General features: G+C 42.2%; 27 protein-coding genes, 2 tRNA genes and 1 other RNA gene. 26 read left to right on the top strand and 4 right to left on the bottom strand.

Annotated elements, in window-relative coordinates:
- Nucleotides 1-32 precede the first annotated feature (32 nt).
- The 7 genes from HMPREF2853_RS07370 (at nt 33) to trxB (ending at nt 4,387) form a co-directional block, all read left to right on the top strand.
- Nucleotides 33-527: a GNAT family N-acetyltransferase gene (locus HMPREF2853_RS07370; RefSeq protein ID WP_000405839.1), complete on the top strand. Its 495-nt coding sequence runs from the start codon at nt 33-35 to the stop codon at nt 525-527.
- Complete coding sequence (locus HMPREF2853_RS07365) at nt 524-1,039, top strand: methylated-DNA--[protein]-cysteine S-methyltransferase (RefSeq protein ID WP_000810627.1); 516 nt, start codon at nt 524-526, stop codon at nt 1,037-1,039. Before HMPREF2853_RS07370 ends, HMPREF2853_RS07365 begins: the two co-directional genes overlap by 4 nt.
- 12 nt (nt 1,040-1,051) lie before the next feature.
- Nucleotides 1,052-1,408, top strand: a complete 357-nt coding sequence (locus HMPREF2853_RS07360) for an arsenate reductase family protein (RefSeq protein WP_000889076.1) — start codon at nt 1,052-1,054, stop codon at nt 1,406-1,408.
- Nucleotides 1,409-1,564: 156 nt separating this feature from the next.
- Nucleotides 1,565-2,365, top strand: a complete 801-nt coding sequence (locus HMPREF2853_RS07355; protein WP_000219157.1) for an amino acid ABC transporter permease — start codon at nt 1,565-1,567, stop codon at nt 2,363-2,365.
- Entirely contained in the window at nt 2,365-3,108 is a 744-nt protein-coding gene (locus HMPREF2853_RS07350) for an amino acid ABC transporter ATP-binding protein (protein ID WP_000590996.1), read from the top strand. Before HMPREF2853_RS07355 ends, HMPREF2853_RS07350 begins: the two co-directional genes overlap by 1 nt.
- Nucleotides 3,109-3,185: 77 nt before the next feature.
- Nucleotides 3,186-3,410 carry a DUF4059 family protein gene (locus tag HMPREF2853_RS07345; RefSeq protein ID WP_000924294.1) on the top strand — a complete coding sequence of 75 codons (225 nt, stop codon included), beginning with the start codon at nt 3,186-3,188 and terminating at the stop codon, nt 3,408-3,410.
- A 65-nt stretch (nt 3,411-3,475) separates the two neighbouring features.
- A complete protein-coding gene (gene trxB, locus HMPREF2853_RS07340; RefSeq protein WP_000272345.1) occupies nt 3,476-4,387 on the top strand; it encodes a thioredoxin-disulfide reductase in 912 nt (303 codons plus the stop codon).
- A gap of 36 nt (nt 4,388-4,423) precedes the next feature.
- Here the strand turns inward: trxB and rlmB are convergent, their stop codons facing one another.
- Nucleotides 4,424-5,152, bottom strand: coding sequence for a 23S rRNA (guanosine(2251)-2'-O)-methyltransferase RlmB (gene rlmB, locus HMPREF2853_RS07335; RefSeq protein WP_000855742.1), 729 nt, complete (start codon nt 5,150-5,152; stop codon nt 4,424-4,426).
- A gap of 44 nt (nt 5,153-5,196) precedes the next feature.
- On the bottom strand, nt 5,197-5,808 hold the full coding sequence (gene def, locus HMPREF2853_RS07330; RefSeq protein WP_065371699.1) for a peptide deformylase: 612 nt from the start codon (nt 5,806-5,808) through the stop codon (nt 5,197-5,199).
- Between the two features lie 155 nt (nt 5,809-5,963).
- Between def and HMPREF2853_RS09775 the strand changes: the two genes are divergently transcribed.
- The 6 genes from HMPREF2853_RS09775 to HMPREF2853_RS07295 all read left to right on the top strand — a co-directional run bounded on the left by HMPREF2853_RS09775 (nt 5,964) and on the right by HMPREF2853_RS07295 (nt 10,387).
- Nucleotides 5,964-7,283 carry a CapA family protein gene (locus HMPREF2853_RS09775; protein ID WP_083306903.1) on the top strand — a complete coding sequence of 440 codons (1,320 nt, stop codon included), beginning with the start codon at nt 5,964-5,966 and terminating at the stop codon, nt 7,281-7,283.
- Between the two features lie 23 nt (nt 7,284-7,306).
- Nucleotides 7,307-8,134, top strand: a complete 828-nt coding sequence (locus HMPREF2853_RS07315; protein WP_070535467.1) for a Cof-type HAD-IIB family hydrolase — start codon at nt 7,307-7,309, stop codon at nt 8,132-8,134.
- Between the two features lies 1 nt (nt 8,135).
- Entirely contained in the window at nt 8,136-8,771 is a 636-nt protein-coding gene (locus HMPREF2853_RS07310; protein WP_070535464.1) for an SGNH/GDSL hydrolase family protein, read from the top strand.
- Between the two features lie 58 nt (nt 8,772-8,829).
- Nucleotides 8,830-9,177, top strand: a transfer-messenger RNA (tmRNA) gene (gene ssrA, locus HMPREF2853_RS07305).
- Between the two features lie 83 nt (nt 9,178-9,260).
- Nucleotides 9,261-9,348, top strand: a tRNA-Ser gene (locus tag HMPREF2853_RS07300).
- Between the two features lie 79 nt (nt 9,349-9,427).
- Nucleotides 9,428-10,387, top strand: a complete 960-nt coding sequence (locus HMPREF2853_RS07295) for a hypothetical protein (protein WP_070535461.1) — start codon at nt 9,428-9,430, stop codon at nt 10,385-10,387.
- A 169-nt stretch (nt 10,388-10,556) separates the two neighbouring features.
- Here HMPREF2853_RS07295 and HMPREF2853_RS07290 read toward each other — a convergent pair.
- Nucleotides 10,557-10,644, bottom strand: a tRNA-Ser gene (locus HMPREF2853_RS07290).
- Nucleotides 10,645-10,805: 161 nt separating this feature from the next.
- On the opposite strand from HMPREF2853_RS07290, the gene HMPREF2853_RS07285 reads away from it, so the two are divergent.
- The 4 genes from HMPREF2853_RS07285 to HMPREF2853_RS07270 all read left to right on the top strand — a co-directional run bounded on the left by HMPREF2853_RS07285 (nt 10,806) and on the right by HMPREF2853_RS07270 (nt 16,796).
- On the top strand, nt 10,806-11,546 hold the full coding sequence (locus HMPREF2853_RS07285) for a DeoR/GlpR family DNA-binding transcription regulator (protein ID WP_000920645.1): 741 nt from the start codon (nt 10,806-10,808) through the stop codon (nt 11,544-11,546).
- The gene (gene pfkB / locus HMPREF2853_RS07280; RefSeq protein WP_070535458.1) at nt 11,543-12,454 is read left to right on the top strand and encodes a 1-phosphofructokinase; all 912 of its coding nucleotides are present in this window, start codon (nt 11,543-11,545) and stop codon (nt 12,452-12,454) included. The genes HMPREF2853_RS07285 and pfkB overlap by 4 nt, the downstream gene beginning before the upstream one ends.
- Complete coding sequence (locus HMPREF2853_RS07275; protein ID WP_070535455.1) at nt 12,451-14,403, top strand: PTS fructose transporter subunit IIABC; 1,953 nt, start codon at nt 12,451-12,453, stop codon at nt 14,401-14,403. Before pfkB ends, HMPREF2853_RS07275 begins: the two co-directional genes overlap by 4 nt.
- A gap of 86 nt (nt 14,404-14,489) precedes the next feature.
- Nucleotides 14,490-16,796 carry a DNA translocase FtsK gene (locus HMPREF2853_RS07270; RefSeq protein ID WP_083306902.1) on the top strand — a complete coding sequence of 769 codons (2,307 nt, stop codon included), beginning with the start codon at nt 14,490-14,492 and terminating at the stop codon, nt 16,794-16,796.
- Between the two features lie 44 nt (nt 16,797-16,840).
- Here the strand turns inward: HMPREF2853_RS07270 and HMPREF2853_RS07265 are convergent, their stop codons facing one another.
- Nucleotides 16,841-17,266 carry a DUF6556 family protein gene (locus HMPREF2853_RS07265; RefSeq protein WP_070535450.1) on the bottom strand — a complete coding sequence of 142 codons (426 nt, stop codon included), beginning with the start codon at nt 17,264-17,266 and terminating at the stop codon, nt 16,841-16,843.
- A 137-nt stretch (nt 17,267-17,403) separates the two neighbouring features.
- On the opposite strand from HMPREF2853_RS07265, the gene HMPREF2853_RS07260 reads away from it, so the two are divergent.
- The 9 genes from HMPREF2853_RS07260 (at nt 17,404) to HMPREF2853_RS07220 (ending at nt 26,414) form a co-directional block, all read left to right on the top strand.
- Entirely contained in the window at nt 17,404-18,546 is a 1,143-nt protein-coding gene (locus HMPREF2853_RS07260; RefSeq protein WP_070535446.1) for a cysteine desulfurase family protein, read from the top strand.
- A gap of 8 nt (nt 18,547-18,554) precedes the next feature.
- Nucleotides 18,555-19,769: a tRNA uracil 4-sulfurtransferase ThiI gene (gene thiI, locus HMPREF2853_RS07255; protein ID WP_070535445.1), complete on the top strand. Its 1,215-nt coding sequence runs from the start codon at nt 18,555-18,557 to the stop codon at nt 19,767-19,769.
- 136 nt (nt 19,770-19,905) lie between these two features.
- Nucleotides 19,906-20,730, top strand: coding sequence for an alpha/beta hydrolase (locus HMPREF2853_RS07250; RefSeq protein WP_001016816.1), 825 nt, complete (start codon nt 19,906-19,908; stop codon nt 20,728-20,730).
- Nucleotides 20,731-20,750: 20 nt separating this feature from the next.
- The gene (locus HMPREF2853_RS07245) at nt 20,751-21,491 is read left to right on the top strand and encodes an esterase family protein (RefSeq protein ID WP_000546816.1); all 741 of its coding nucleotides are present in this window, start codon (nt 20,751-20,753) and stop codon (nt 21,489-21,491) included.
- A 12-nt stretch (nt 21,492-21,503) separates the two neighbouring features.
- On the top strand, nt 21,504-22,670 hold the full coding sequence (locus HMPREF2853_RS07240) for an ATP-grasp domain-containing protein (protein WP_070535444.1): 1,167 nt from the start codon (nt 21,504-21,506) through the stop codon (nt 22,668-22,670).
- A gap of 157 nt (nt 22,671-22,827) precedes the next feature.
- Entirely contained in the window at nt 22,828-23,733 is a 906-nt protein-coding gene (gene gla, locus HMPREF2853_RS07235) for an aquaglyceroporin Gla (protein ID WP_070535443.1), read from the top strand.
- A gap of 109 nt (nt 23,734-23,842) precedes the next feature.
- Nucleotides 23,843-24,568 (top strand): CppA N-terminal domain-containing protein, encoded by a 726-nt coding sequence (locus HMPREF2853_RS07230; RefSeq protein WP_001102078.1) that lies wholly within the window; start codon nt 23,843-23,845, stop codon nt 24,566-24,568.
- Nucleotides 24,565-25,500 (top strand): serine hydrolase domain-containing protein, encoded by a 936-nt coding sequence (locus HMPREF2853_RS07225; RefSeq protein WP_000764154.1) that lies wholly within the window; start codon nt 24,565-24,567, stop codon nt 25,498-25,500. The genes HMPREF2853_RS07230 and HMPREF2853_RS07225 overlap by 4 nt, the downstream gene beginning before the upstream one ends.
- 8 nt (nt 25,501-25,508) lie before the next feature.
- Nucleotides 25,509-26,414, top strand: a complete 906-nt coding sequence (locus HMPREF2853_RS07220) for a DMT family transporter (RefSeq protein ID WP_000048010.1) — start codon at nt 25,509-25,511, stop codon at nt 26,412-26,414.
- Nucleotides 26,415-26,476: the final 62 nt, after the last annotated feature.

Here is a 26,476-nt window from a genome sequence, read left to right as displayed (position 1 = left end):
TGAGAGAAACTAGTTAGAAATGAGGGGAAGAGATGGAGATTCGTTTAGCTTTTCCAAACGAAGTAGATGCGATTATGCAGGTGATGGAGGATGCTAAAAAGTGCTTAGCTGAGTCTGGTAGCGACCAGTGGCAAAATGGCTATCCAAATGCAGATATCATTATTGATGATATCATCTCTGGTCAAGCTTATGTGGCATTGGGAGAGGAAGAACTGTTAGCCTATGCTGCTGTGACCAAGAGTCCAGAGAAATACTATGAAGCCATTTATGAAGGGAGTTGGCAGGGGGGAGAATCAGAATATCTGGTCTTTCACCGTATCGCTGTGGCAGCAGATGTCCAAGGACAAGGTGTTGCTCAGACTTTCCTAGAAGGCTTGATTGAAGGTTTTGATTATCTAGATTTTCGTTCAGATACGCATGCACAAAACAAGGCCATGCAGCATATCTTTGAAAAGCTAGGCTTCCAACAGGTTGGTAAGGTTCCAGTTGATGGGGAACGTTTGGCCTATCAGAAATTAAAAAAATGAAGCAGAAAAAGTACGCAAAAATGCTCTACCCGTCGCCAATTGGAACCTTATCCTTAATTGCTGACAAGCAATATCTGTATGGAATTTGGGTACAGGACCAAACTCATTTTGAGAGGGGAATCGCTGGAGATAGTATAGAAGTAGTTAAGAAACATCCCGTCCTAGACCAGGTTATTTCCTATTTAGATACCTATTTCGAAGGCAGTGTTCAGAATCTATCTGACTTACCTTTGGCTCCTATTGGAACAGATTTTGAAAAGCGAGTCTGGACTTACTTACAGGCCATTCCTTATGGTCAGACAGTGACTTATGGACAAATAGCGAAAGACTTGCAAGTAGCTTCTGCTCAAGCGATTGGCGGAGCAGTGGGGCGTAATCCTTGGTCTATACTCGTACCCTGCCATCGTGTGCTGGGATCAGGCAATCGTCTGACAGGCTATGCATCTGGAGTCGAAAAGAAAGCCTGGCTCTTGCGACATGAAGGTGCAGCATTTCAAGAAAATAAAAAATAGAAAGAAAAGAAGATGTTAGAATTTATCGAATACCCAAAATGTTCAACTTGTAAGAAAGCAAAAAATGAATTAGATCAACTTGGACTGGAATACCAAGATGTCCACATCGTAGAAGAAACACCAAGTGAAGAAGTGATTTTGAACTGGTTGGAATCTTCCGGTTTTGAAGTGAAACAATTTTTCAATACTAGCGGGATCAAATACCGTGAACTGGGCTTGAAAGATAAGGTGGGAAGTTTGTCAAAACAAGAAGCAGCCAAGCTTCTAGCGAGTGATGGTATGTTATTGAAACGTCCAATTTTGGTGGAGAATGGTGCTGTTAAACAAATCGGCTATAGAAAAACCTATGAGGACTTAGGTTTGAGATAGTTTTTATTTATCTCCTTGATAGGTAAAATATATAGCCTCCCTGTTTTAAAGTGTGATAAACTAGAAGATAGACAAAGTCTGAGCAGCCCGTAGCAAATAATTTGCTTGCGCGCAGAAGTATGATAGAATGAATCATTATCAGGAGAGGATGTTTTTATGACTGTTACAACATTTTTAGCATCAGATTGGTACCAAAGTTTGATGCAATTCATTCCGGATGGTAAGCTCTTTAGTTTGCGTTCGGTCTTTGATGGAATTCCAAGGATTGTCCAACAATTGCCTACAACCTTGATGTTGACGCTTGGAGGTGCACTCTTTGGTTTGCTACTTGCCCTAATTTTTGCCATTGTTAAGATCAATCGTGTTAGGATTTTATATCCCTTGCAAGCCTTTTTCGTTAGCTTCTTAAAAGGTACCCCAATCCTAGTTCAACTTATGTTGACCTACTATGGAATTCCTTTGTTACTGAAAGCTATCAACCAACAATGGGGAACTGGTCTCAATATCAATGCGATTCCAGCAGCGCTTTTTGCGATTGTGGCCTTTGCTTTTAATGAGGCGGCTTATGCAAGTGAAACGATTCGTGCGGCCATCCTTTCTGTTAATCCCGGTGAAATTGAGGCGGCACGCAGTTTGGGTATGACGCGAGCGCAAGTTTATCGTCGCGTGATTATTCCAAATGCGGCGGTAGTTGCGACTCCAACCTTGATTAATTCCCTCATCGGTTTGACCAAGGGGACTTCTCTAGCCTTTAGCGCAGGTGTTGTGGAGGTCTTTGCCCAAGCTCAGATTTTAGGTGGAGCTGATTATCGCTATTTTGAACGTTTCATCTCCGTAGCCCTTGTCTATTGGGTAGTCAATATCGGAATTGAAAGCCTCGGCCGTTTCATCGAGAGAAAAATGGCTATCTCAGCACCGGATACAGTGTCTACAGATGTGAAAGGAGACCTTCGTTAATGATTAAGATTTCGAATTTAAGCAAATCCTTTTCAGGACAGACAGTCTTGAATCATCTGAACTTGGATATCCAAAAAGGTGAGGTAGTGGCTTTGATTGGTTCATCTGGAGCTGGGAAATCAACCTTTCTTCGAAGTTTAAACTATCTTGAAACTCCAGATAGTGGAACGATTCAGATTGACAATTTTAAAGTTGATTTTTCTCAGATTAGCCAAGAAGAAATTCTAACCCTTCGTCGCAAGTTGTCTATGGTTTTCCAACAGTTTAATTTGTTTGAACGCCGAACTGCTCTTGACAATGTCAAGGAAGGTTTGATTGTCGTTAAAAAATTATCGGACGAGGAAGCAACAAAAATCGCTAAGGAAGAGTTGGCCAAGGTTGGTCTTTCTGATCGTGAAAACCATTATCCTCGCCATTTATCAGGTGGACAAAAGCAACGGGTTGCCCTCGCGCGTGCGCTTGCTATGAAACCAGATGTCTTGCTCTTGGACGAACCAACATCAGCTCTTGATCCAGAATTGGTCGGAGAAGTGGAAAAATCTATTGCAGATGCCGCTAAGTCTGGTCAGACCATGATCTTGGTTAGTCACGATATGTCTTTTGTAGCCCAAGTGGCAGATAAGATTTTGTTCCTAGATAAAGGGAAAATCATCGAGTCAGGCACACCGGATGAAATCATCAATCATCCGAAAGAAGAACGGACAAAAGAATTTTTTGCTAGTTACAAACGGACTTATATTTGATATAATAGAAAAAGGAAAACTCAGTTAGTTGGACTAGCTGAGTTTACTCTTTAAAAAAGATAGAAACGAGAGAGATCATGCTACTGCATTTATTTTCTTTATATTTCGAGAGTTTGATCTTAACGACCATCCTTGTCGTGATTTTTCTGGGGATTTGGATTGGATTGAGAGCCATGTCTGGTGTGGACAAGACAGCCAAAGCTCGCCAAGCTCATCTCTATGATATGATTATGATTGGAGTTTTGGTCGTTCCGGTGTTATCCTTTGCCGTCATGAGTTTGCTCTTGGTTTTCAAGGCATAATCCTTGCGTGACTAGCAAGAATGAGTTAGAATAAAGATAGTTACAACAAGAAAGAAGGAATCGAAATGTACGATACGATTATTGTCGGTGCTGGACCTGCGGGAATGACCGCTGCCTTATATGCTGCTCGCAGCAATCTGAAAGTGGCTTTGATTGAAGGTGGTCTGCCAGGCGGGCAAATGAATAACACATCTGATATTGAAAACTATCCAGGTTATGCCAATATCAGTGGACCTGAATTGGCTGAAAAGATGTTTGAACCACTTGAAAACCTTGGAGTGGAGCATCTTTATGGCTATGTTGAAAATATTGAAGACCAGGGTGACTATAAGAAGGTAATCACTGATGATCAAGTTTACGAAACCCGTACGGTCATTGTGGCAACTGGGTCAAAACACCGTCTTTTGGGTGTACCTGGAGAAGAAGAACTGAACAGTCGTGGTGTTTCTTACTGTGCCGTATGTGATGGAGCCTTTTTCCGTGACCAAGACTTGCTCGTAGTCGGTGGTGGAGATTCAGCGGTAGAAGAAGCTCTGTTCTTGACTCGCTTTGCCAAGACTGTCACTATTGTTCACCGTCGAGATGAACTTCGTGCCCAAAAGGTTTTGCAAGACCGTGCTTTTGCAAATGAGAAAGTCAACTTTATCTGGGATTCTGTTGTCAAAGAAATCAAAGGTGAAAACCGAGTAGAATCTGTCGTATTTGAAAATGTAAAAACGGGTCAAGTGACAGAGCAAGCCTTCGGTGGTGTCTTTATATATGTTGGTTTGGATCCTGTTAGCGATTTTGTTAAAGAATTGAATATTCAAGACCAGGCAGGCTGGATTGTAACAGATAATCACATGAAAACTGCCGTTGACGGTATCTTTGCAGTTGGAGATGTTCGCCAGAAAGACCTTCGCCAAGTGACAACAGCAGTTGGAGATGGGGCTATCGCTGGTCAAGAAGCCTATAAATTTATCACAGAACATAGTTAAGAAAAAAGTTTCCAATCAAGTGATTGGAAACTTTTTTTATAGTCTGTTTCGGAAAACTTCGTACATGAGAATGGCTGCAGCAACACTGGCATTGAGGCTTTGAACATGCCCATTCATGGGAATGGTAATCATTTCATCGACCTGTTTTTTGATGTTGCTGGAGATGCCTTTTCCTTCATTTCCGATGATGAGGGCGATTTTCCCTTTTGTATTCCACTTGTGGCAAGGGGTACCGTTCATATCCGTTCCAAAGGTCCAGAAGCCTTCATCCTTGAGTTTATCTAAGGTTTGACTGAGGTTGGTCACTCGCGCAATCGGTACATGCTCAATAGCACCTGTGGCCGTTTTGGCAACGACAGGAGTCACTCCGACAGCACGGTGCTTGGGAATGATGACACCTGAAACATTGGTCGCATCAGCTGTTCGCAAGATTGAACCCAGATTATGAGGGTCAGTTAGACCATCCAGAATCAATAGCAAAGGATTTTCTTCTTGACGTGTTTTTGCAAGGATGTGATCCAGCTCGCTATAGGCAAATTCTGACACTCGTAGAACAAAACCTTGGTGAACAGCGCCTTCGGTCATCTCAGACAGGGATTTTTTTGAAGTCCAAGAAATGGACACCTTTTTTTCTGTAGCCAGTTCCTTGACCTTCTCAACATTCTTACCTCGAAGATCTTCTTGGAGGTAGAGTTTATTTCCAGTGTTTGCAAGGAGGGCTTCTGTAACGGCGTGGACGCCATAGACAATATCATTTGTTTTCATGCCTCTATTATAACACAAAACCCCGTCTTGCAACGGGATTTTCTTTATTCGAGGATGAGGAGTCCATCTTTGACAGCAAATGGGTCTTTTTCGTTGATACGATCGTAAAACATGATTCCGTTTATATGATCAATTTCATGTTGGACAACGATAGAGTTGTATCCCTTGAGCTTGATTCGGTGTTTTTCGCCATCCTTGTCAAAGTAATCAACAGTGACACGGGCATGACGGACAACATAGCCAGGCACATTTCGGTCAACAGAAAGACACCCTTCTCCTTCGCCAAGAGCAGCGTCCTGAACAGAGTGAGATACAATTTTTGGATTGTACATAATAGCTTGCAAGTCGTAGGCTTCCTGTGGAGTTTCACCTTCTTCCACAATATTTGGGACCAAGACGGCAATAATGCGTTTTGAAATATCGAGTTGGGGAGCAGCCAGCCCAACACCACCGCGGAGCCCCATTTTCTCAGCCATAACAGGATCTTGGGAATGTTTGAGGAATTGCATCATCTTTTCACCAAGGATGATTTCCTGGTCAGACAGTGGGAAAGTGACCTCCTCAGCAACTGCGCGAAGAGTTGGATTCCCCTCGCGGATAATATCGTTCATATCAATTAAGTGAGCAGCTTTTGTAATACGTTCTATTGTAGACATTTTCTCTCCTTTCATTACCTCTACATGATAACACAAAATAGGCGAGAAAGAAAGTCGCAGAAGTTCCTAAAAAATAATATAATAAACGGTATTCCTCTTTTGTCTGTGGTATAATAAAAGAAAAGACTTGCACCAAAAAGCAAGGGGGAATAAAGATGGAAAAGCGACAAGATAGACGGTCTCAGGGCTCTCTTTATGGGGTGTGGAGAACTAGTGTGGATTTCTTTCGGAATTATAAATCCTGGACCAATGCCCAGTTTATTATTGTGTTATTGCTTGCAGTTGCCTTATCCATGGGGGGGAACTTATTAGTTCGAGCAGTACAAGGTAGTAAGGGAACAAGCCCTGGTAGCCAAACTCTTGATTCAGCTAGTACATCTGGTCAATCCAAGGAAGATCAGTCTGGTGAAACAACGGCACGTATCATGGCAAATGGTGACCTTCTTTATCATATCCCTATCTACCGAACAGCTCTTAAAGAAGATGGGACCTATGATTTCCATGAAAATTTTGAGTATGTAAAACCCTGGCTCAAACAAGCGGATTTGGTGATTGGTGACTTTGAAGGAACGGTGAACAAGGACCACTACTTGGCAGGTTATCCTCTTTTTAATGCACCAGGGGAAGTCATGGATGCGATCAAGGATGCAGGCTACCAAGTTCTAGACTTGGCTCATAATCATATTTTGGATTCTCAAATTGAGGGAGTGGTTTCAACGGCTCAAGCTATTGAAAAGGCTGGAATGACACCCATCGGAGTCTACACACATGAATCCCGTGACCAAGCCCCTATAGTCATCAAGGAAGTCAATGGTATCAAGGTAGCTCTCCTGGCCTATTCTTATGGTTTTAATGGCATTGAGCAGTATATCTCTCAAGAGGACTATAATCGCTATCTTTCTGATTTGAATGAAGATAAGATGAAGGCAGAAATCGAGCGCGCAGAGAAAGAAGCGGATATTACTGTCATCATGCCTCAGATGGGAATTGAGTACCAGCTAGAACCAACGGAAGAACAGAAAACACTGTACCATAAGATGATTGACTGGGGAGCTGATATTATCTTTGGAGGACATCCTCACGTCGTTGAACCTGCCGAAACAGTTGAAAAAGATGGTGACAAAAAACTGATTATCTATTCCATGGGAAATTTCCTCTCAAATCAACGCATTGAAACCATGCAAGACGAGGAAAATGCCAAGTGGACAGAGCGCGGTGTTCTTATGGATGTGACCATTAAGAAAAAAGATGGAAAGACAAGGATTGAAACCGCCAAAGCGCATCCTACTTGGGTCAATCGAACACCTAAAGGAACTTACTCTCCAGAAGGCTATCCGCTTTTCCTCTATCAGACCTATATCCTAGAGGACTTCATCGAGGGGGGCAGTCACCGTGACAAGTTGGACGAGGCGACCAAGGAACGAATTGACACGGCCTATAAAGAAATGAATGAACATGTAGGGTTGAAGTGGTAGACGCTCGCCCTAAAGGAGACGAGATGACGATTAAATTAATTGCAACGGATATGGATGGAACTTTGCTGGATCCAAGAGGGCAACTGGACTTGCCGCGTTTAGAAAAGATTTTAGACCAATTAGATGAACGAGGTATCCGTTTTGTCATTGCGACGGGGAATGAAGTTCACCGTATGAGGCAATTACTAGAACACTTGGCGAGTAGAGTAGTTCTAGTCGTTGCCAATGGGGCGCGTATTTTTGAAAACAATGAACTGATTCAAGCGCAGACCTGGGATGATGCTATGGTTGACAAGGCTCTCCTTCATTTTAAAGGGAGAGAGTGCCGAGATCAGTTCGTCGTCACTAGTATGAACGGGAGTTTTGTCAAGGAAGGGACTGTTTTTACAGACCTAGAAAAATTTATGACACCAGAGATGATTGAAAAACTTTACCAAAGGACCAATTTTGTGGATGAGCTAAACTCAGACCTCTTTGGAGGAGTTCTAAAGATGAGCATGGTCGTTGGTGAAGAACGTTCTAGTTCAGTTTTGCAGGAAATCAATGATCTCTTTGATGGTCATGTAAGGGCTGTTTCTAGCGGTTATGGCTGTATTGATATCCTGCAAGCTGGGGTTCACAAGGCTTGGGGATTGGAAGAATTACTCAAGCGCTGGAATTTGACATCGGAACAAATCATGGCTTTTGGTGATAGCGAAAATGATGTTGAGATGTTGGAACTGGCTGGGATTGCCTATGCTATGCAAAATGCAGCTGATGAGGTTAAGGCAGTTGCGACTGCCCTAGCACCAGCTAACAACCAGGCAGGCGTTTATCAAGTTCTAGAGAATTGGTTAGAGAAAGAGGGATAGGGTGGCAGTACAGTTATTAGAGAATTGGCTCTTAAAGGAGCAGGAAAAAATTCAAACCAAGTATCGTGAATTGAATCAAGTATCTGTTCTAGAGCCAGATATCATCTTTATTGGTGATTCGATAGTGGAATATTACCCTCTTCAAGAGTTATTTGGGGATGCCATGACGATTGTTAATCGGGGCATCCGAGGCTACCAGACGAGACTTTTATTAGAGAATTTGGATGCCCATCTTTATGGTGATGCTGTGGATCAAATTGTTCTCTTGATTGGGACAAACGATATCGGAAAAGATGTTTCCATGAATGAAACCTTGGATAATCTTGAGCGTGTGATCCAATCGATTGCCCGAGAATATCCGCTGTCACAAATAAAGCTCCTTTCGATTTTGCCAGTCAATGAGGGAGAGAAATACAAGCAGACAGTATATATTCGTACCAATGAAAAGATTAGAGAATGGAATCAAGCCTATGAGGCTCTAGCATCCGCCTATGTGCAGGTAGATTTTGTGTCGATTTATGATAGTTTGACAGATACAGAAGGACAACTTCAATCAGCCTATACAACGGATGGTCTCCATCTAAGTGTAGCCGGTTATCAAGCCTTATCAGAAGCCTTAAAAGGGGTTCTTTTCTAAAGAAACGGCTTGATTTTGCATTTTTTTTGAAGATAGGTTATAATAGTTCTAACATCCTGGGGTCGTTACGGATTCGACAGGCATTATGAGGCATATTTTGCAACCCGTGTGGCGACGTAAACGCTCAGTTAAATATAACTGCAAAAAATAACACTTCTTACGCTCTAGCTGCCTAAAAACCAGCAGGCGTGACCTGATTTGGATTGCTCGTGTTCAATGACAGGTCTTATGATTAGCGAGATACGATCAAGCCTTGTCTAGTGGTTTGATAAGAGAATAATAGACTCGCAGTTCCTAGGCTTGAGTTATGTGTCGAGGGACTGTTAAAATAATACATAACCTATGGTTGTAGACAAATATGTTGGCAGGTGTTTGGACGTGGGTTCGACTCCCACCGGCTCCATTATGAACAGGTATACAGTAGATTTTTTCCAAATTGTATCCTTTGTTGTATCCTTCGTTGTATCCTATTTATTCTAGTATGTTAGTGGAGAATTACTCAAGAGGCTGAAGAGGACGGTTTGCTAAATCGTTAGGTCGGGTAACTGGCGCGGGGGTTCGAATCCCCCATTCTCCGTTAGATAAACCCAGTGTTTTTCTAAATAACTATCCTTGGAGGTAGTCTCCAAGAGTAAATTTTCATAATGAGGTGAAACATGAAAAAGGTCAAGTTACTAAGTATCTTAGCACTTTCAACAGTTGTCTTGGGTGCATGTTCTGTATTTTCTAATCAGTCATCTGAAGCTTCTTCTGACAACAAGGAGAAAACGGAACAAGTTGAGAAGAAGGATGAAGCAGCGGAAGTTAAAGAGAAAGTTACAAAGGATGCTGAGATTCTCTTAGACTCAGTTCTTACTAGCGACTCTGCTCGATTTAAGAAGATTTATGGCGACACTTATGAAAAATGGACTGAGGCAGTATTTGCTGTACAAACAAGTGAAAAAATCAAAGAAGAAGGTCTTTCACCTGCATCTACCTATTCAGTACAATGGCACAAAGATTTCCCTGTAGAAACTCCAGAAGAAACCATTTCAGGTTTCTTGAAGATGAGACGTAGATTATATCAAGATATCGGTTCTTACACTGTTAAAGACGTGAAGGTTGATGAATCAGGAAATACAGCGACTGTTACCTTCAACTCTAAGAAGTTACACTCTAAAGGATTGGCTTCATCTACAAGGGAAGTTCTCACTACTCTTATTGGAGGTGTTGATAACCTAGGTAAATACAATCAAGCTGGTTCAAATGTTGATATCAAGCGTTACCAAACATTGGTTTCTTACTGGATTTTTGAGCATCTATTCAAGAAAGATTTCTCAACCTACAGTGACGTTGACCCTAACTTAGCTCATACACCTTTCACTACTGGTGATTTTGATACTGAAATCAAATTAACAAAGGATAAGGATGGAAACTGGCTGATTTCTCAAGAAGATTACCGTACTTTGGCGACAGAGTTGCTTGATGATACAGAAGGTTATGATAAAATTGTCCGTAAAAACTCAACGAAGTCTAATGACAAATCAACAGACAAGTCTTCTGATAAATCTTCAAACAAATCCACTGATAAATCAACAGACAAATCTTCAGATAAAAAAGATAAAAGCAATATCTAATCTTTAGATTTAAAAGAAAAACAAGTAGTCAAAATAAACTACTTGTTTTTTTATGAATTAGGATACAAAAATGTGGTGTGATAGTTAGAGTAACTCAGCCTTTCATTTCTAGATATTGTTCTTAGAACGATAAAAAAACTGCATTGAGGTGCAGTTTTTCTTTTTTCTACGGAAGACATGGGATTCGAACCCACGCACGCTGTTACACGCCTACCGCGTTTCCAACACGGCCTCTTAAGCCTCTTGAGTAATCTTCCAATACTTACTCAAATAGTCTACCATAAAGCCACTTATCTTGCAATAAAAATTTTGGAAATAAGAAAAATGATAGAATTTGAAAGAAAATGATAAAAAATGCTTGACTTTGGTAGAGAATGTGCTAGAATGAATAGTGTAAACGATAACAGGAGGTGGTTTGGTGTTAAAAACTGAGCGGAAGCAACTGATTTTAGAGGAGTTAAATCAACATCATGTAGTTTCCCTAGAAAAATTGGTTAGTCTATTAGAAACGTCAGAATCAACAGTTCGAAGAGACTTGGATGAGTTGGAAGCAGAAAATAAGCTTCGTCGTGTGCATGGTGGAGCAGAATTGCCCCACTCCTTGCAGGAAGAAGAAACCATTCAAGAAAAATCTGTCAAAAACCTTCAAGAGAAGAAGCTACTGGCTCAAAAAGCAGCCTCTCTTATTAAGGAAAAAGATGTCATCTTTATCGATGCTGGAACGACAACTGCTTTTTTAATCAAGGAATTGGTTAATAAGAATATTACAGTTGTAACTAACTCCATTCACCATGCGGTTCAGTTGGTTGAAAAACAGATTCCAACTGTCATGGTTGGAGGAAGTGTCAAGATGGCGACAGATGCATGTATCGGTGGAGTTGCTCTTAATCAAATTAACCAATTGCACTTTGACCGTGCCTTTATCGGGATGAATGGTGTAGACGATGGTTATTATACGACTCCTGATATGGAGGAGGGAGCCGTTAAGCGTGCTATTTTAGAGAATGCCAAACAAACCTATGTCTTGGTGGATTCATCAAAGATTGGTCAAACTTGCTTTGCCAAGGTAGCACCACTTAAACGCGCTATTGTCATCACAAGTCAAGGGCATGAGCTCTTGCAGGCTATTAAGAAGAAAACGGAGGTAATAGAAGTATGATTTATACAGTCACACTCAATCCATCCATTGACTATATCGTGCGCTTGGACCTAGTTCAAGTCGGCAGTGTCAATCGTATGGACAGTGATGATAAGTTTGCTGGTGGGAAAGGAATCAATGTCAGTCGTGTCTTGAAACGCTTGGGTATTCCAAATACTGCGACTGGATTTATCGGAGGTTTTACTGGTAAATTTATCACAGATACTTTGGCTGAAGAGCAAATTGAGACACGTTTTGTTCAAGTAGCAGAAGATACTCGTATCAATGTCAAGATTAAAGCAGACCAAGAAACAGAAATCAATGGAACGGGTTCAAATGTGGAACCGGATCAGCTAGAAGAGTTGAAAGCTATTTTGTCTAGTTTGACCGCAGAAGATACGGTTGTGTTTGCAGGTTCGAGTGCTAAGAACCTAGGCAATGTTATCTATAAGGATTTGATTGCCTTGACACGCCAGACTGGTGCGCAAGTCGTTTGTGATTTTGAAGGACAGACCTTGATTGATAGTTTAGACTACCAGCCACTTTTGGTGAAGCCAAATAATCACGAACTGGGAGCTATCTTTGGAGTGAAACTTGAAAGTTTAGATGAAATCGAGAAATATGCTCGAGAATTGCTGGCTAAAGGTGCTCAAAACGTCATTATCTCCATGGCTGGCGACGGTGCTCTTCTTGTCACATCTGAGGGAGCTTACTTCGCAAAGCCTATCAAGGGAACAGTCAAAAATTCAGTTGGGGCTGGTGACTCTATGGTTGCTGGGTTTACAGGTGAATTTGTCAAATCTAAAGATGCAGTAGAAGCCTTCAAATGGGGAGTAGCTTGTGGAACAGCAACGACCTTCTCGGATGACTTGGCAACAGCGGAATTTATTAAAGAAACATATGAAAAAGTTGAGGTAGAAAAACGATGAAAATTCAAGACCTATTAAGAAAAGATGTCATGTTGCTGGATTTACAGGCAACTGAAAAAACAGCTGTCATCGAAGAGATGATTAAAAGTTTGGTAGATAACGGTTATGTGACAGATTTTGAAACCTTTAAAGAAGGAATTTTGGCGCGTGAAGCCTTGACTTCTACAGGTCTTGGTGACGGAATTGCTATGCCTCATAGCAAGAACTCTGCTGTAAAAGAAGCAACAGTTCTCTTTGCTAAGTCAAACAAGGGTGTTGACTACGAAAGCTTGGATGGACAACCAACAGACCTCTTCTTCATGATTGCTGCTCCAGAAGGTGCCAATGATACTCACTTAGCAGCCTTGGCAGAATTGTCTCAATACTTGATGAAAGACGGATTTGCTGACAAACTTCGCCAAGTAACATCTGCAGATCAAGTTATCGAACTCTTTGACCAAGCTTCAGAAAAAGCTGAGGAAGCTGTTCAAGTACCTGCTAATGACTCTGGCGACTTTATCGTAGCTGTTACAGCTTGTACGACAGGTATTGCCCACACTTACATGGCCCAAGAAGCCCTTCAAAAAGTGGCTGCTGAAATGGGTGTTGGGATCAAGGTTGAAACAAACGGAGCTAGCGGTGTTGGTAACCAACTAACTGCAGAGGACATCCGCAAGGCTAAAGCTGTTATCATCGCTGCTGACAAGGCTGTTGAGATGGATCGTTTCGATGGCAAACCATTGGTTAACCGTCCAGTTGCAGACGGTATCCGTAAGACTGAAGAATTGATTAACTTGGCTCTTTCAGGAGATGCTGAAGTTTATCGTGCTGCTAATGGAGCAAAAGCTGCAACAGCATCTAATGAAAAACAAGGCCTTGGTGCTGCCTTCTACAAACATTTGATGAGTGGTGTATCTCAAATGTTGCCATTCGTTATCGGTGGTGGTATCATGATTGCCCTTGCCTTCTTGATTGATGGTGCTTTGGGTGTGCCTCAAGATAGTCTTGGCAATCTTGGTTCTTACCATGAACTAGCTTCTATGTTCATGAAAATCGGTGGTGCTGCCTTTGGCTTGATGCTTCCAGTTTTTGCAGGTTATGTTGCCTACTCTATCGCTGAAAAACCAGGTTTGGTAGCTGGTTTTGTGGCTGGTGCTATTGCTAAAGAAGGTTTTGCCTTTGGTAAAATCCCTTATGCGGCTGGTGGTGAAGCAACTTCAACACTTGCAGGTGTCTCATCTGGTTTCCTAGGTGCCCTTGTTGGTGGATTTATCGCAGGTGCTTTGGTTCTTACCATCAAGAAATACGTTAAAGTTCCTCGTTCACTTGAAGGTGCTAAATCAATCCTTCTCTTGCCACTTCTTGGAACAATCTTGACAGGATTTGTTATGTTAGCTGTCAACATCCCAATGGCAAGAATCAACACCGCTATGAATGCCTTCCTAGGCGGTCTTGGAGGAGGTTCAGCTGTCCTTCTTGGTATCGTTCTTGGTGGAATGATGGCTGTCGACATGGGTGGACCGGTTAACAAAGCAGCTTATGTCTTTGGTACAGGTACGCTTGCAGCGACTGTTTCTTCAGGTGGTTCTGTAGCTATGGCAGCAGTTATGGCTGGAGGGATGGTGCCACCACTTGCTATCTTTGTCGCAACCCTTCTTTTCAAAGATAAATTTACCAAAGAAGAACGCAACTCTGGTTTGACAAACATCATCATGGGCTTGTCATTTATCACTGAGGGAGCAATTCCTTTTGGTGCAGCAGACCCAGCTCGTGCGATTCCAAGCTTTATCCTTGGTTCAGCAGTAGCAGGTGGACTCGTTGGTCTTGCAGGAATCAAACTCATGGCGCCACACGGAGGAATCTTCGTCATCGCTCTTACTTCAAATGCCCTTCTCTACCTTGCCTTTGTCTTGGTTGGTGCAATCGTAAGTGGTGTGGTTTATGGTTACCTACGCAAACCACAAGCATAAAAAGGATTAGAATAGAAAGATTGTTACCATTTGGTGCAATCTTTTTCTCTATTCGAAATGGCTGTGAAATATGGTATAATAAAAGAATGGCAAACAAGAATACTAGTAAAACAAGACGGAGACCGTCTAAAGCAGAACTCGAAAGAAAACAGGCTATCCAGAGGATGTTGATTTCCTTAGGAATTGCCTTATTGTTGATTATTGCAGCCCTTAAACTCGGTGCAGCAGGTGTCACACTTTACAATCTCATTCGACTGGTGGTCGGAAGTTTGGCCTATGTGGCCATAGGTGGTCTCCTCATCTATCTTTTTCTTTTTAAATGGATCCGCAAGCAAGAGGGACTTCTATCAGGATTTCTCTGTATCTTCGCTGGCTTGCTCTTGATTTTTGAGGCCTACTTGGTTTGGAAATATGGTTTGGAGCAATCAGTTCTAAAAGGGACCCTGTCTCAAGTTATGACGGACCTGACTGGTATGCGAGTGACTAGCTTCGCTGGTGGAGGCTTGCTTGGTGTTGGACTCTATATCCCCATATCCTTTCTTTTCTCAAATATCGGATCGTACTTTATTGGAGTTCTTTTGATTCTAGTTGGGGCACTCTTGGTTAGTCCCTGGTCTATTTATGATGTTGCTACCTTTATTGGAACTCAGTTCAGATCTTTCATGGAAAAACAGGAACAGAGAAAACAGGAACGCTTCATCAAGAGAGAAGAAGAGAAGGCTCGTCAAGAAGCTGAAGAAGCAGCCAGAATTCAGAGAGAACAAGAAGAACAGGATGCATTACCGCTTCCTCCTGTAGATCCTGAAACGGGAGAAATCTTATCAGAGGTACCAGACTACGATTTCCACCCAATTCCTGAGGAAGAATGGATCGAACCGGAGATTATCCTTCCTCAAGCTGATTTTGACGTTCCAGATATGGAAGAAGACTTTGAGGATGAAGAGGTGCAGGTTGATTTTTCTGCCAAGGAAGCCCTCGAATACAAGCTACCAAGCTTGCAACTCTTTGCGCCAGATAAACCCAAAGATCAGTCCAAGGAAAAGAAGATTGTTCGAGAAAATATCAAAATCCTAGAAGAAACCTTTGCCAGCTTTGGTATTAAGGTGACGGTTGAACGAGCTGAAATTGGACCTTCAGTAACCAAGTATGAAGTCAAACCAGCAGTTGGTGTACGGGTTAACCGCATTTCCAATTTGGCAGACGACTTAGCGCTGGCTCTAGCAGCCAAGGATGTTCGGATAGAGGCTCCAATCCCTGGTAAATCCTTAGTCGGAATTGAAGTGCCTAACTCTGAGATTGCGACTGTTTCCTTCCGTGAACTCTGGGAACAGTCTCAGACTAAACCAGAAAATCTCCTCGAAATTCCTCTAGGTAAGGCTGTCAATGGAACTGCTCGAACCTTTGATCTTTCCAAGATGCCCCACCTACTGGTTGCAGGTTCGACGGGATCAGGGAAATCAGTTGCAGTTAACGGTATTATCGCTAGCATTCTGATGAAAGCAAGACCCGACCAGGTCAAGTTTATGATGGTCGATCCTAAGATGGTTGAGTTATCCGTTTACAATGACATTCCTCACCTCTTGATTCCAGTTGTGACAAATCCACGCAAGGCCAGCAAGGCTCTGCAAAAGGTTGTGGATGAGATGGAAAATCGTTACGAACTCTTTGCTAAGGTTGGAGTACGAAATATCGCTGGTTACAATGCCAAGGTCGAGGAATTTAATAGCCAATCTGAGTACAAACAAGTGCCCCTGCCTTTGATTGTTGTCATTGTAGATGAGTTGGCAGATCTCATGATGGTGGCTAGCAAGGAAGTGGAAGATGCCATCATTCGTCTCGGACAGAAGGCGCGTGCTGCAGGGATTCACATGATTCTCGCAACGCAACGTCCATCGGTTGATGTTATCTCTGGTCTTATCAAGGCCAATGTTCCCTCTCGTGTGGCTTTTGCAGTTTCATCAGGTACAGATTCGCGAACCATCTTGGATGAGAATGGAGCAGAAAAACTGCTTGGTCGAGGAGATATGCTCTTTAAACCAATTGATGAAAATCATCCAGTCCGTCTGCAAGGCTCCTTTATCTCGGATGATGATGTTGAACGTATCGTAAACTTCATCAAGGCTCAGGCGGATGCGGACTACGATGACAGCTTTGACCCAGGAGATGTTCCTGAAAATGAAGGAGATTTTTCTGATGGTGAAGCTGGTGGCGATCCGCTCTTTGAAGAAGCTAAGGCTTTGGTTATCGAAACCCAGAAAGCTAGCGCTTCGATGATTCAGCGTCGTTTGTCAGTTGGATTTAATCGTGCGACCCGCCTGATGGAAGAACTCGAAATGGCAGGTGTCATCGGTCCAGCTGAGGGAACCAAACCACGAAAAGTATTGCAACAATAAAAAAATAACTTCTTTCCAAATTTGGAAAGAAGTTATTTTTTTGATTACTGGTTCGTTTTGGTTTCAGAACTCGTCGTATTTGACTGTGTTCCATTATCGCTTGTTTCTTTATTTGTAGCTGGTGTAGAAGAGTCCTGAGTTGTTGTTTTCTGTTCTTCTTTTTTCTCCTCTTTCTTGTTGGATTGAGAAGTTTCTTCTTGCGGGGAATTTTCTTTAGTAGAAGTGTTGTCCTTGTTAGGTGTAGTATTTTCCTGAGGGGATTCTTTTTGAATTTCCTTGACAACAGTTGTTTGGGTTGTCGTCGGTTCTTTTTTGTTGTTTTTGTTATTATCCATAGCGTTCATGATGGTAATAGTAGCGGTGATGAGGCCAAGGATACTACCGATGGTAGCAATCGTTTTTTGAAAGACAGTAAATCCCTTTTTGATGTGTTCTGTTTTTGGTTTTGAAGTTCTACGATAGTTAGACATGATACTCTCCTTTAATTATGATTTATTATACCTCATTTCTTTAAAAAAATCTTAAAAAAAGAGAAACCTCCCTTCCTTGTCGCAGGTCTCTTTTCGTGATACAATAGAAGGAGTGATTTTAGAAAGCGTGAGAAAACATGATCTACTTTGATAATTCGGCGACAACTAAGCCTTATCCTGAAGCACTTGAAACTTACATGCAGGTCGCTTCAAAAATTGTAGGAAATCCGTCTAGTCTCCATCGTTTGGGAGATCAGGCAACACGAATTTTAGATGCTTCCCGGCAGCAAATTGCAGATTTGATTGGGAAGAAGAGTGATGAAATCTTCTTTACCTCTGGTGGAACAGAAGGAGATAACTGGGTCATCAAAGGTGTGGCCTTTGAAAAAGCCCAGTTTGGCAAGCACATCATTGTATCAGCCATTGAACATCCAGCAGTCAAGGAATCAGCCCTCTGGCTGAAAAGTCAGGGTTTTGAGATAGATTTTGCTCCAGTTGATGAGAAAGGATTTGTGGATGTTGAAGCATTAGCAGATTTGATACGTCCTGATACGACTCTCGTTTCCATCATGGCAGTTAACAATGAAATTGGGTCTATTCAACCTATTGAGGCCATCTCAGAACTTTTGGCAGACAAGCCAACTATTTCCTTCCATGTTGATGCAGTTCAGGCACTCGCTAAGATTCCGACTGAAAAATACCTGACTGATCGAGTGGATTTCGCAACCTTTTCGAGCCATAAGTTTCATGGTGTCCGAGGTGTTGGATTTATCTATATCAAGTCTGGTAAGAAGATTACGCCTCTGTTGACTGGTGGTGGTCAGGAGCGAGACTATCGTTCGACAACTGAAAATGTGGCAGGGATTGCAGCGACAGCCAAAGCTCTCCGTTTATCTATGGAAAAGTTAGCTATCTTTGTTAGTAAGACAGGGCAGATGAAGGCAGTCATTCGCCAAGCCCTTCTGGATTATCCAGATATTTTTGTCTTTTCAGATGAGGAAGACTTTGCCCCTCATATCCTGACTTTTGGGATTAAAGGTGTTCGTGGTGAAGTCATTGTTCACGCCTTTGAAGACTATGATATTTTCATTTCCACAACCTCTGCTTGTTCGTCCAAGGCAGGAAAACCTGCGGGGACCTTGATTGCCATGGGAGTGGACAAAGAAAAGGCCCAGTCAGCTGTGCGTCTAAGCCTAGACTTGGAAAATGACATGAGTCAGATCGAGCAGTTCTTGACCAAGCTAAAATTAATTTACAATCAAACTAGAAAAGTAAGATAGGAGCATTTATGCAGTATTCAGAAATTATGATTCGATACGGAGAATTGTCAACCAAACACAAAAATCGTATGCGTTTCATTAATAAACTTCGTAATAATATTTCAGACGTTTTGTCTATCTATCCTCAAGTTAAGGTAACCGCAGATCGCGACCGTGCCCACGCTTACCTCAATGGAGCTGATTATACAGCAGTTGCAGAATCGCTCAAACAAGTCTTTGGAATTCAAAATTTTTCTCCTGTGTATAAGATTGAAAAGTCAGTGGACGTTTTGAAGTCTGCTGTCCAAGAGATTATGAAAGCTATTTACAAGGAGGGCATGACCTTTAAAATAACTAGTAAGCGAAGCGACCACAACTTTGAATTGGATAGTCGTGAACTCAATCAAACTCTCGGTGGAGCTGTTTTCGAGGCTATTCCAAACGTGCAAGCACAGATGAAAAATCCAGATATTAATCTTCAGGTTGAGATTCGTGAGGAGGCTGCCTATCTTTCCTATGAAACTTTTCGTGGAGCAGGAGGATTACCTGTGGGAAGTTCTGGTAAAGGTATGCTCATGTTGTCAGGAGGGATTGACTCACCTGTAGCAGGTTATCTAGCTCTTAAACGTGGGGTTGATATTGAAGCCGTCCACTTTGCTAGCCCGCCATATACTAGTCCTGGTGCCCTCAAGAAAGCCCACGATTTGACTCGAAAATTGACCAAGTTTGGTGGAAATATCCAGTTTATCGAAGTACCTTTCACTGAGATTCAAGAGGAAATCAAGGCTAAGGCGCCAGAAGCCTACCTCATGACCTTGACCCGTCGTTTTATGATGCGCATTACCGACCGTATTCGTGAGGTACGAAATGGTTTAGTTATCATTAATGGGGAAAGTCTTGGTCAAGTAGCGAGCCAGACCTTGGAAAGTATGCAGACTATCAACGCTGTGACTAGCACTCCCATCATTCGTCCTGTGGTTACGATGGACAAGTTGGAAATCATTGACATCGCGCAGGAAATCGATACTTTTGAAATTTCAATCCAGCCTTTTGAAGACTGCTGTACTATTTTTGCGCCTGATCGTCCCAAGACAAATCCTAAGATAGAGAATGCAGAGCAGTATGAAAAACGCATGGATGTTGAAGGCTTGGTTGAGCGAGCCGTGGCAGGTATCATGATTACTGAAATCACTCCCCAGGTTGAAAAAGATGCTGTCGATGAGTTAATTGACAATCTCCTCTAATCAGAAAACCCAGAAGAATTCAGAAAAACAAATGAAAAAAGTTAGTTATTTATCCTTTAAATGGACAATTACTGACTTTTTTTCTATTTTTATGGTATAATAAGATAAAATTTTGAATATAGAGAGTTTTCTGACAATGAATCATTCCTACTTTTACTTAAAAATGAAAGAACACAAACTCAAGGTTCCTTATACTGGAAAGGAGCGTCGTGTGCGTGTGCTCCTGCCTAAGGACTACGAAAAAGACACAGACCGTTTTTACCCTGTAGTTTACTTTCATGATGGGCAAAATGTCTTTTACAGCAAGGAGTCTTATATTGGACACTCATGGAAGATCATTCCAGCCATTAAGCGAAATCCTGACATCAGTCGCATGATTGTCGTTGCCATAGATAATGACGGCATGGGGCGGATGAATGAGTATGCGGCTTGGAAGTTTCAAGAATCTCCTATCCCAGGCCAGCAGTTTGGCGGTAAGGGTGTGGAGTATGCCGAGTTTGTCATGGAGGTGGTCAAGCCTTTTATCGATGAAACCTATCGTACCAAAGCTGATCGCCAGCACACGGCTATGATTGGTTCGTCACTAGGAGGCAATATTACCCAGTTTATCGGACTAGAGTACCAAGACCGAATTGGTTGTCTAGGTGTCTTCTCATCTGCCAATTGGCTTCACCAAGAAGCCTTTAACCGCTATATCGAGCGTAAGAAATTGTCGCCTGAACAGCGCATTTTTATCTATGTTGGAACAGAAGAAGCAGACGATACGGACAAGACCCTGATGGCTGGCAATATCAAGCAAGCCTATATCGACTCATCGCTTCGTTATTACCGTGATTTGATTGCAGGTGGAGTAGGATTGGATAATCTTGTCTTGAAAGTTCAGTCTGGTGCCATCCATAGTGAAATACCTTGGTCGGAAAATTTGCCAGACTGTCTCCGATTTTTTGCAGAGAAATGGTAAGTTAAGAAAGGAGAAAGCCAATGCATATTGAAAACCTCAGCCACTGGAGTGGCAATCTCAACCGTGAAATGTACCTCAACCGTTATGGGCATGCTGGGATTCCAGTTGTTGTTTTTGCTTCATCTGGTGGCAGTCACAACGAATACTATGATTTTGGCATGATTGATGCCTGTGCTTCCTTTATCGAGGAAGGTCGTGTCCAGTTCTTTACTCTCTCCAGTGTGGACAGTGAGAGCTGGCTGGCCACTTGGAAAAATGGCCATGACCAGGCGGAGATGCATCGTGCCTACGAACGCTATGTGATTGAGGAGGCCATTCCTTTTATCAAGCATAAAACAGGTTGGTTTGATGGCATGATGACGACGGGTTGTTCGATGGGAGCCTACCATGCACTCAATTTCTTTCTCCAACATCCAGATGTTTTTACCAAGGTGATTGCCCTCAGCGGTGTTTACGATGCACGTTTCTTCGTTGGCGATTACTACAATGATGATGCCATTTACCAAAACTCACCTGTAGATTATATATGGAATCAAAACGACGGATGGTTTATCGATCGTTACCGTCAGGCGGAGATTGTCGTTTGTACGGGCCTTGGTGCCTGGGAACAAGACGGTCTGCCATCTTTCTACAAGCTTAAAGAAGCCTTTGACCAGAAACAAATTCCAGCCTGGTTTGCTGAATGGGGACACGATGTCGCCCACGACTGGGAATGGTGGCGTAAACAAATGCCCTATTTTCTTGGACACCTGTATCTATAAAAGGAGTTGCCTATGAATTACCTTGTTATTTCTCCCTACTATCCGCAAAACTTCCAACAATTTACCATCGAGCTAGCCAATAAAGGCATCACAGTCTTGGGAATTGGTCAAGAACCATACGAACAACTAGATGAACCTTTGCGCAATAGTCTGACCGAGTATTTCCGTGTGGACAATCTTGAGAACATAGACGAAGTCAAACGTGCAGTAGCTTTTCTTTTCTACAAGCATGGCCCAATCGACCGCATCGAGTCCCACAATGAATACTGGCTTGAGCTGGACGCAACACTCAGAGAGCAATTCAATGTCTTTGGAGCCAAACCAGAGGATCTCAAAAAGACCAAGTTTAAGTCTGAGATGAAGAAACTTTTCCAAAAGGCAGGCGTTCCTGTGGTACCTGGTACTGTTATCCAGACGGAAGCAGATGTGGATAAAGCAGTGAACGAAATCGGTCTACCAATGATTGCCAAACCTGATAACGGAGTGGGAGCGGCAGCCACCTTTAAGCTTGAGACAGAAGACGATGTAAATCACTTTAAGGCTGAATGGAATCATTCAACCGTTTATTTCTTTGAAAAATTTGTCACTTCTAGCGAAATCTGTACCTTTGACGGGCTTGTGGACAAGGATGGCAACATCGTCTTTTCAACGACTTTCGATTATGCCCATACACCACTTGATCTCATGATTTATAAGATGGACAATTCCTACTATGTGCTTAAGGATATGGATCCCAAACTGCGCAAGTATGGCGAGGCCATTGTCAAAGAATTTGGAATGAGAGAACGCTTTTTCCATATCGAGTTTTTCCGTGACGGGGACGACTACATTGCCATTGAGTACAATAACCGTCCTGCAGGTGGCTTTACCATTGATGTTTATAACTTCGCTCACTCCTTGGATCTCTACCGAGGTTATGCAGCGATTGTCGCAGGAGAAGAGTTTCCAGCATCAGAGTTTGAACCTCAATACTGTCTAGCTACATCACGTCGTGCCAATGCCAACTATGTTTATTCAGAAGAGGACCTTCTTGCCAAATACAGCCAGCAATTCAAGGTCAAAAAAATCATGCCAGCAGCCTTTGCAGAGCTACAAGGGGACTACCTTTATATGCTGACAACTCCAAGCCGTCAAGAGATGGAGCAGATGATTGTAGACTTTGGTCAACGTCAAGATTAATGAAAAGGATGAAAGGAGTTTGACTTCTTTTTTCCTTTTCTTAACGATAAGTTAAATAAAGCGTTTTCCGTAGATTCTTTTAGAAAAGATATTGCTAAAAGGCCTAAAAATTGGTAGAATAAGGATTGTCTAAAAAAATTTAAGGAGAATCTATCAAATGGATTTTACATGGGCTATTAAATATGCCACAGAATTCTTGGGAACTGCTATTTTGATCATTCTTGGTAATGGTGCAGTTGCTAACGTTGAACTTAAAGGTACGAAAGGTCACCAAAGTGGCTGGCTCGTTATCGCGGTTGGTTATGGTATGGGGGTTATGATCCCAGCCTTGATGTTCGGTAACGTATCAGGAAACCACATCAACCCAGCTTTCACTCTTGGACTTGCTGTTAGTGGACTTTTCTCTTGGGAGCAAGTACCATTTTACATCCTAGCACAAGTTTTGGGAGCAATCTTCGGTCAAGCTTTGGTTGTAGCGACTCACCGTCCTTACTACTTGAAAACAGAAAACCCAAACAATATCTTGGGTACCTTCTCAACGATTTCAAGCATCGACCACGGTACAAAAGAATCACGTTTTGCAGCTACTGTTAATGGCTTCCTCAATGAGTTTGTAGGTTCATTTGTTCTTTTCTTTGCAGCACTTGGTTTGACTAAAAACTTCTTTGGTGCTGAATTATTGGCGAAAGCTCAGGCGACAATTAATGACCAAGTAGCTCAAGCTGCAGCGCAAGGAACAACAATCCCTCAAGAACAAGTAACAGCAGCGCTTGAGCAAGCAAAAAACCAAGCCGCTCCATTTTTGGCACCAGGTCTTGGAATTGCACACTTGGCACTTGGTTTCCTAGTGCTGGCTTTGGTAGCTTCACTTGGTGGACCTACTGGACCTGGTTTGAACCCAGCTCGTGACTTCGGACCACGTCTTCTTCACGAACTCCTTCCAAAATCAGTTCTTGGTCAACATAAGGGTGATTCAAAATGGTGGTATGCATGGGTTCCAGTTGTAGCTCCAATTGCAGCGGGTATTGCGGCAGTAGCACTATTTAAACTACTTTACCTATAAGAAATGAAACTGGGGTATCCCAGTTTTTTGTTATAAAATTTCTAAATAAAATAGATATGGCTTGTAAAATATTCGAAAATCCTTTAAAATAAAAGAGTTGGAGGAATTTATGAATGTGAATGAGATTGTTCGGATCGTTCCGACTTTAAAAGTTAATAATCGAAAATTAAATGAAAGATTTTACATTGAAACCCTGGGGATGAAACCTTTGCTGGAAGAGTCTGCCTTTATTTCCTTAGGCGATCAGACAGCTAGGGAGAGATTGATTTTGGAAGAGGCTCCAAGCATGCGAACACGCAGAGTTGAAGGGCTTAAGAAGCTAGCTAGACTCTTGATAAAGGTTGAGAATCCTTCTGAAATCGAGGCCCTTCTTTCTCAAATGAAGTCTCTTCCTCGCCTATTTAAAGGAAACCGTGGGTATGCTTTTGAGATTGTTTCTCCTGAAGAGGATGTTATCCTTGTTCATGCAGAAAATGATATAAGAAATCTGGTTCCACTGGAAACTGTTCCTGAATTTTATTCAAATACAAGTATAAAATACTTGAGCCAATTTGAGGTTTCTATGGAGTTACGTTTACCTGAGGGGGCAGAGAGTTTACTTGATCCTGAAGGAGTAGCGCCAGCAATTATCTTTACTAAAGGGCAAGGAACAGATTTGGCTGTTGAAAACAATGTCACTTGGGACCTGACGATGTTAAAATTTTTAGTCAAGAATTTTGATCTAACCAGTCTTCGTCAGAAATTTGAAAAGACAGGCTACTTTGTCCCTAAGTCTGAAAAATTCTTCCTTGGTAAAGATACCAATAACATTGAATTGTGGTTTGAAGAAGCATGAAGTTGGAAAAAATTCTAAGAAAAATAGAAAATCAAATCGAGGCAGGGATTTATCCCGGGGCCTCTTTTGCATATTATAAGGATGGTGAATGGAAAGAGTCTTATCTAGGATTGAGTGATCCAGAACGAGACTTGAAGACAGAAAGCGGTTTGGTTTATGATTTGGCCAGTGTGAGTAAAGTCGTGGGAGTGGGGACGGTTCTTATCTTCTTGTGGCAGCAGGGCAAATTAGATATTGATCGACCGGTGACGGATTTTTTACCGGAGTGTGATTATCCTGATATCACTATACGGCAACTTTTGACCCATGCTACAGATTTAGACCCCTTTATTCCCAATCGAGACAAGTTAAGTGCAGAGGTATTGAGAGAAGCCATGTTTCACCTAAATAGACGAAGTCAGCCTGCTTTCTTATACTCGGACGTTCACTTTTTACTCTTAGGATTTCTTTTGGAAAAAATCTTTGACCAAGACTTGGATCAGATTATAGAAGAACAAGTTTTGGAACCATGGGGAATGAAAGAGACCAAGTTTGGTCCCGTTGAGCAAGCTGTACCAACAGTGAAAGGAGTGGAGGCCGGAAATATTCATGATCCCAAAGCCCGTCTATTAGGGAAACACGCAGGAAGTGCTGGTTTGTTTTCGACTGTTAAGGATTTGCAGATCTTTCTGGAACATTACTTGAAAGATGATTTTGCTGCAGAATTGAGCCGCAATTTTTCTCCCTTAGATGATAAGGAGCGGTCTCTAGCCTGGAATCTGGAAGGAGCTTGGCTCGACCATACGGGTTATACAGGTACCTTCATTATGTGGAATCGGGAGAAGCAGGAAGCGGCTATCTTTTTATCCAATAGAACGTATGAGAAGGATGAGCGTGCCCAGTGGATAGTCGATCGAAACCAAGTCATGGAAATGATTCGTCAAGGGGAGTAGGGAGAAGAATGTCAAAAACCGTAAAAGGAACTCTGTATACAGTAGTGGCAGGGATTGCTTGGGGCTTGTCTGGAACCAGTGGCCAGTACCTAATGGCACACGGGATTTCCGCTCTAGTCTTGACCAATTTGCGACTTATCATTGCAGGTTTGGCACTGGTAGTCTTATCCTATACGACTGCAAAGGATAAACTCTATGCTTTTTTAAAAGACAGAAAAAGTCTACTATCTCTGTTACTATTTGCAGTTTTCGGGCTTTTCTTAAACCAGTTTGCCTATCTTTCTGCTATTCAGGAAACCAATGCTGGAACAGCGACAGTTCTCCAGTATGTATGCCCCGTTGGGATCTTGGTTTATACCTGTATCAAGGACAAGGTGGCGCCTACTCTGGCTGAGATTATTTCGATTGGTTTAGCAATTGGAGGAACGTTTCTTATCGCGACGCATGGGAAACTTGACCAGTTGTCTGTCACACCTGCTGGACTTTTCTGGGGCCTCTTTTCAGCATTGACCTATGCTCTCTATATTATCCTTCCCATCGCTTTGATTAAGAAGTGGGGCAGTATTTCGGTGATTGGTGTTGGGATGGTTATTTCTGGTTTAGTGGCTATTCCTTTCACAGGAGTCTTACAGGCTAGCATACCAACCAGCTTAGATTTTCTCTTTGCATTTGCTGGGATTATCATCATCGGAACGGTTTTTGCCTATACAGCTTTCCTAAAGGGAGCTAGTCTGATAGGCCCTGTTAAGTCTAGTTTATTAGCTTCCATAGAGCCAATTTCTGCCGTTTTCTTTGCCTTTCTGATTATGAAGGAACAGTTTTATGCGATTGATTTTGTCGGTATGGCTATGATTTTACTAGCCGTAACCATTATTTCATTGAAAGATTTACTGTTGGAAATAAAGAGTAAGTAATTAAAAAATCCACTCAATCGAGTGGATTTTGTTATGTGACTACTAGTCCGTCTCGCTCCGCA

This window comes from Streptococcus sp. HMSC077F03 (assembly GCF_001812375.1).
Classification (GTDB): Bacteria; Bacillota; Bacilli; order Lactobacillales; family Streptococcaceae; genus Streptococcus; species Streptococcus oralis_S.
This window is presented reverse-complemented; position numbering and strand designations above follow the sequence as displayed.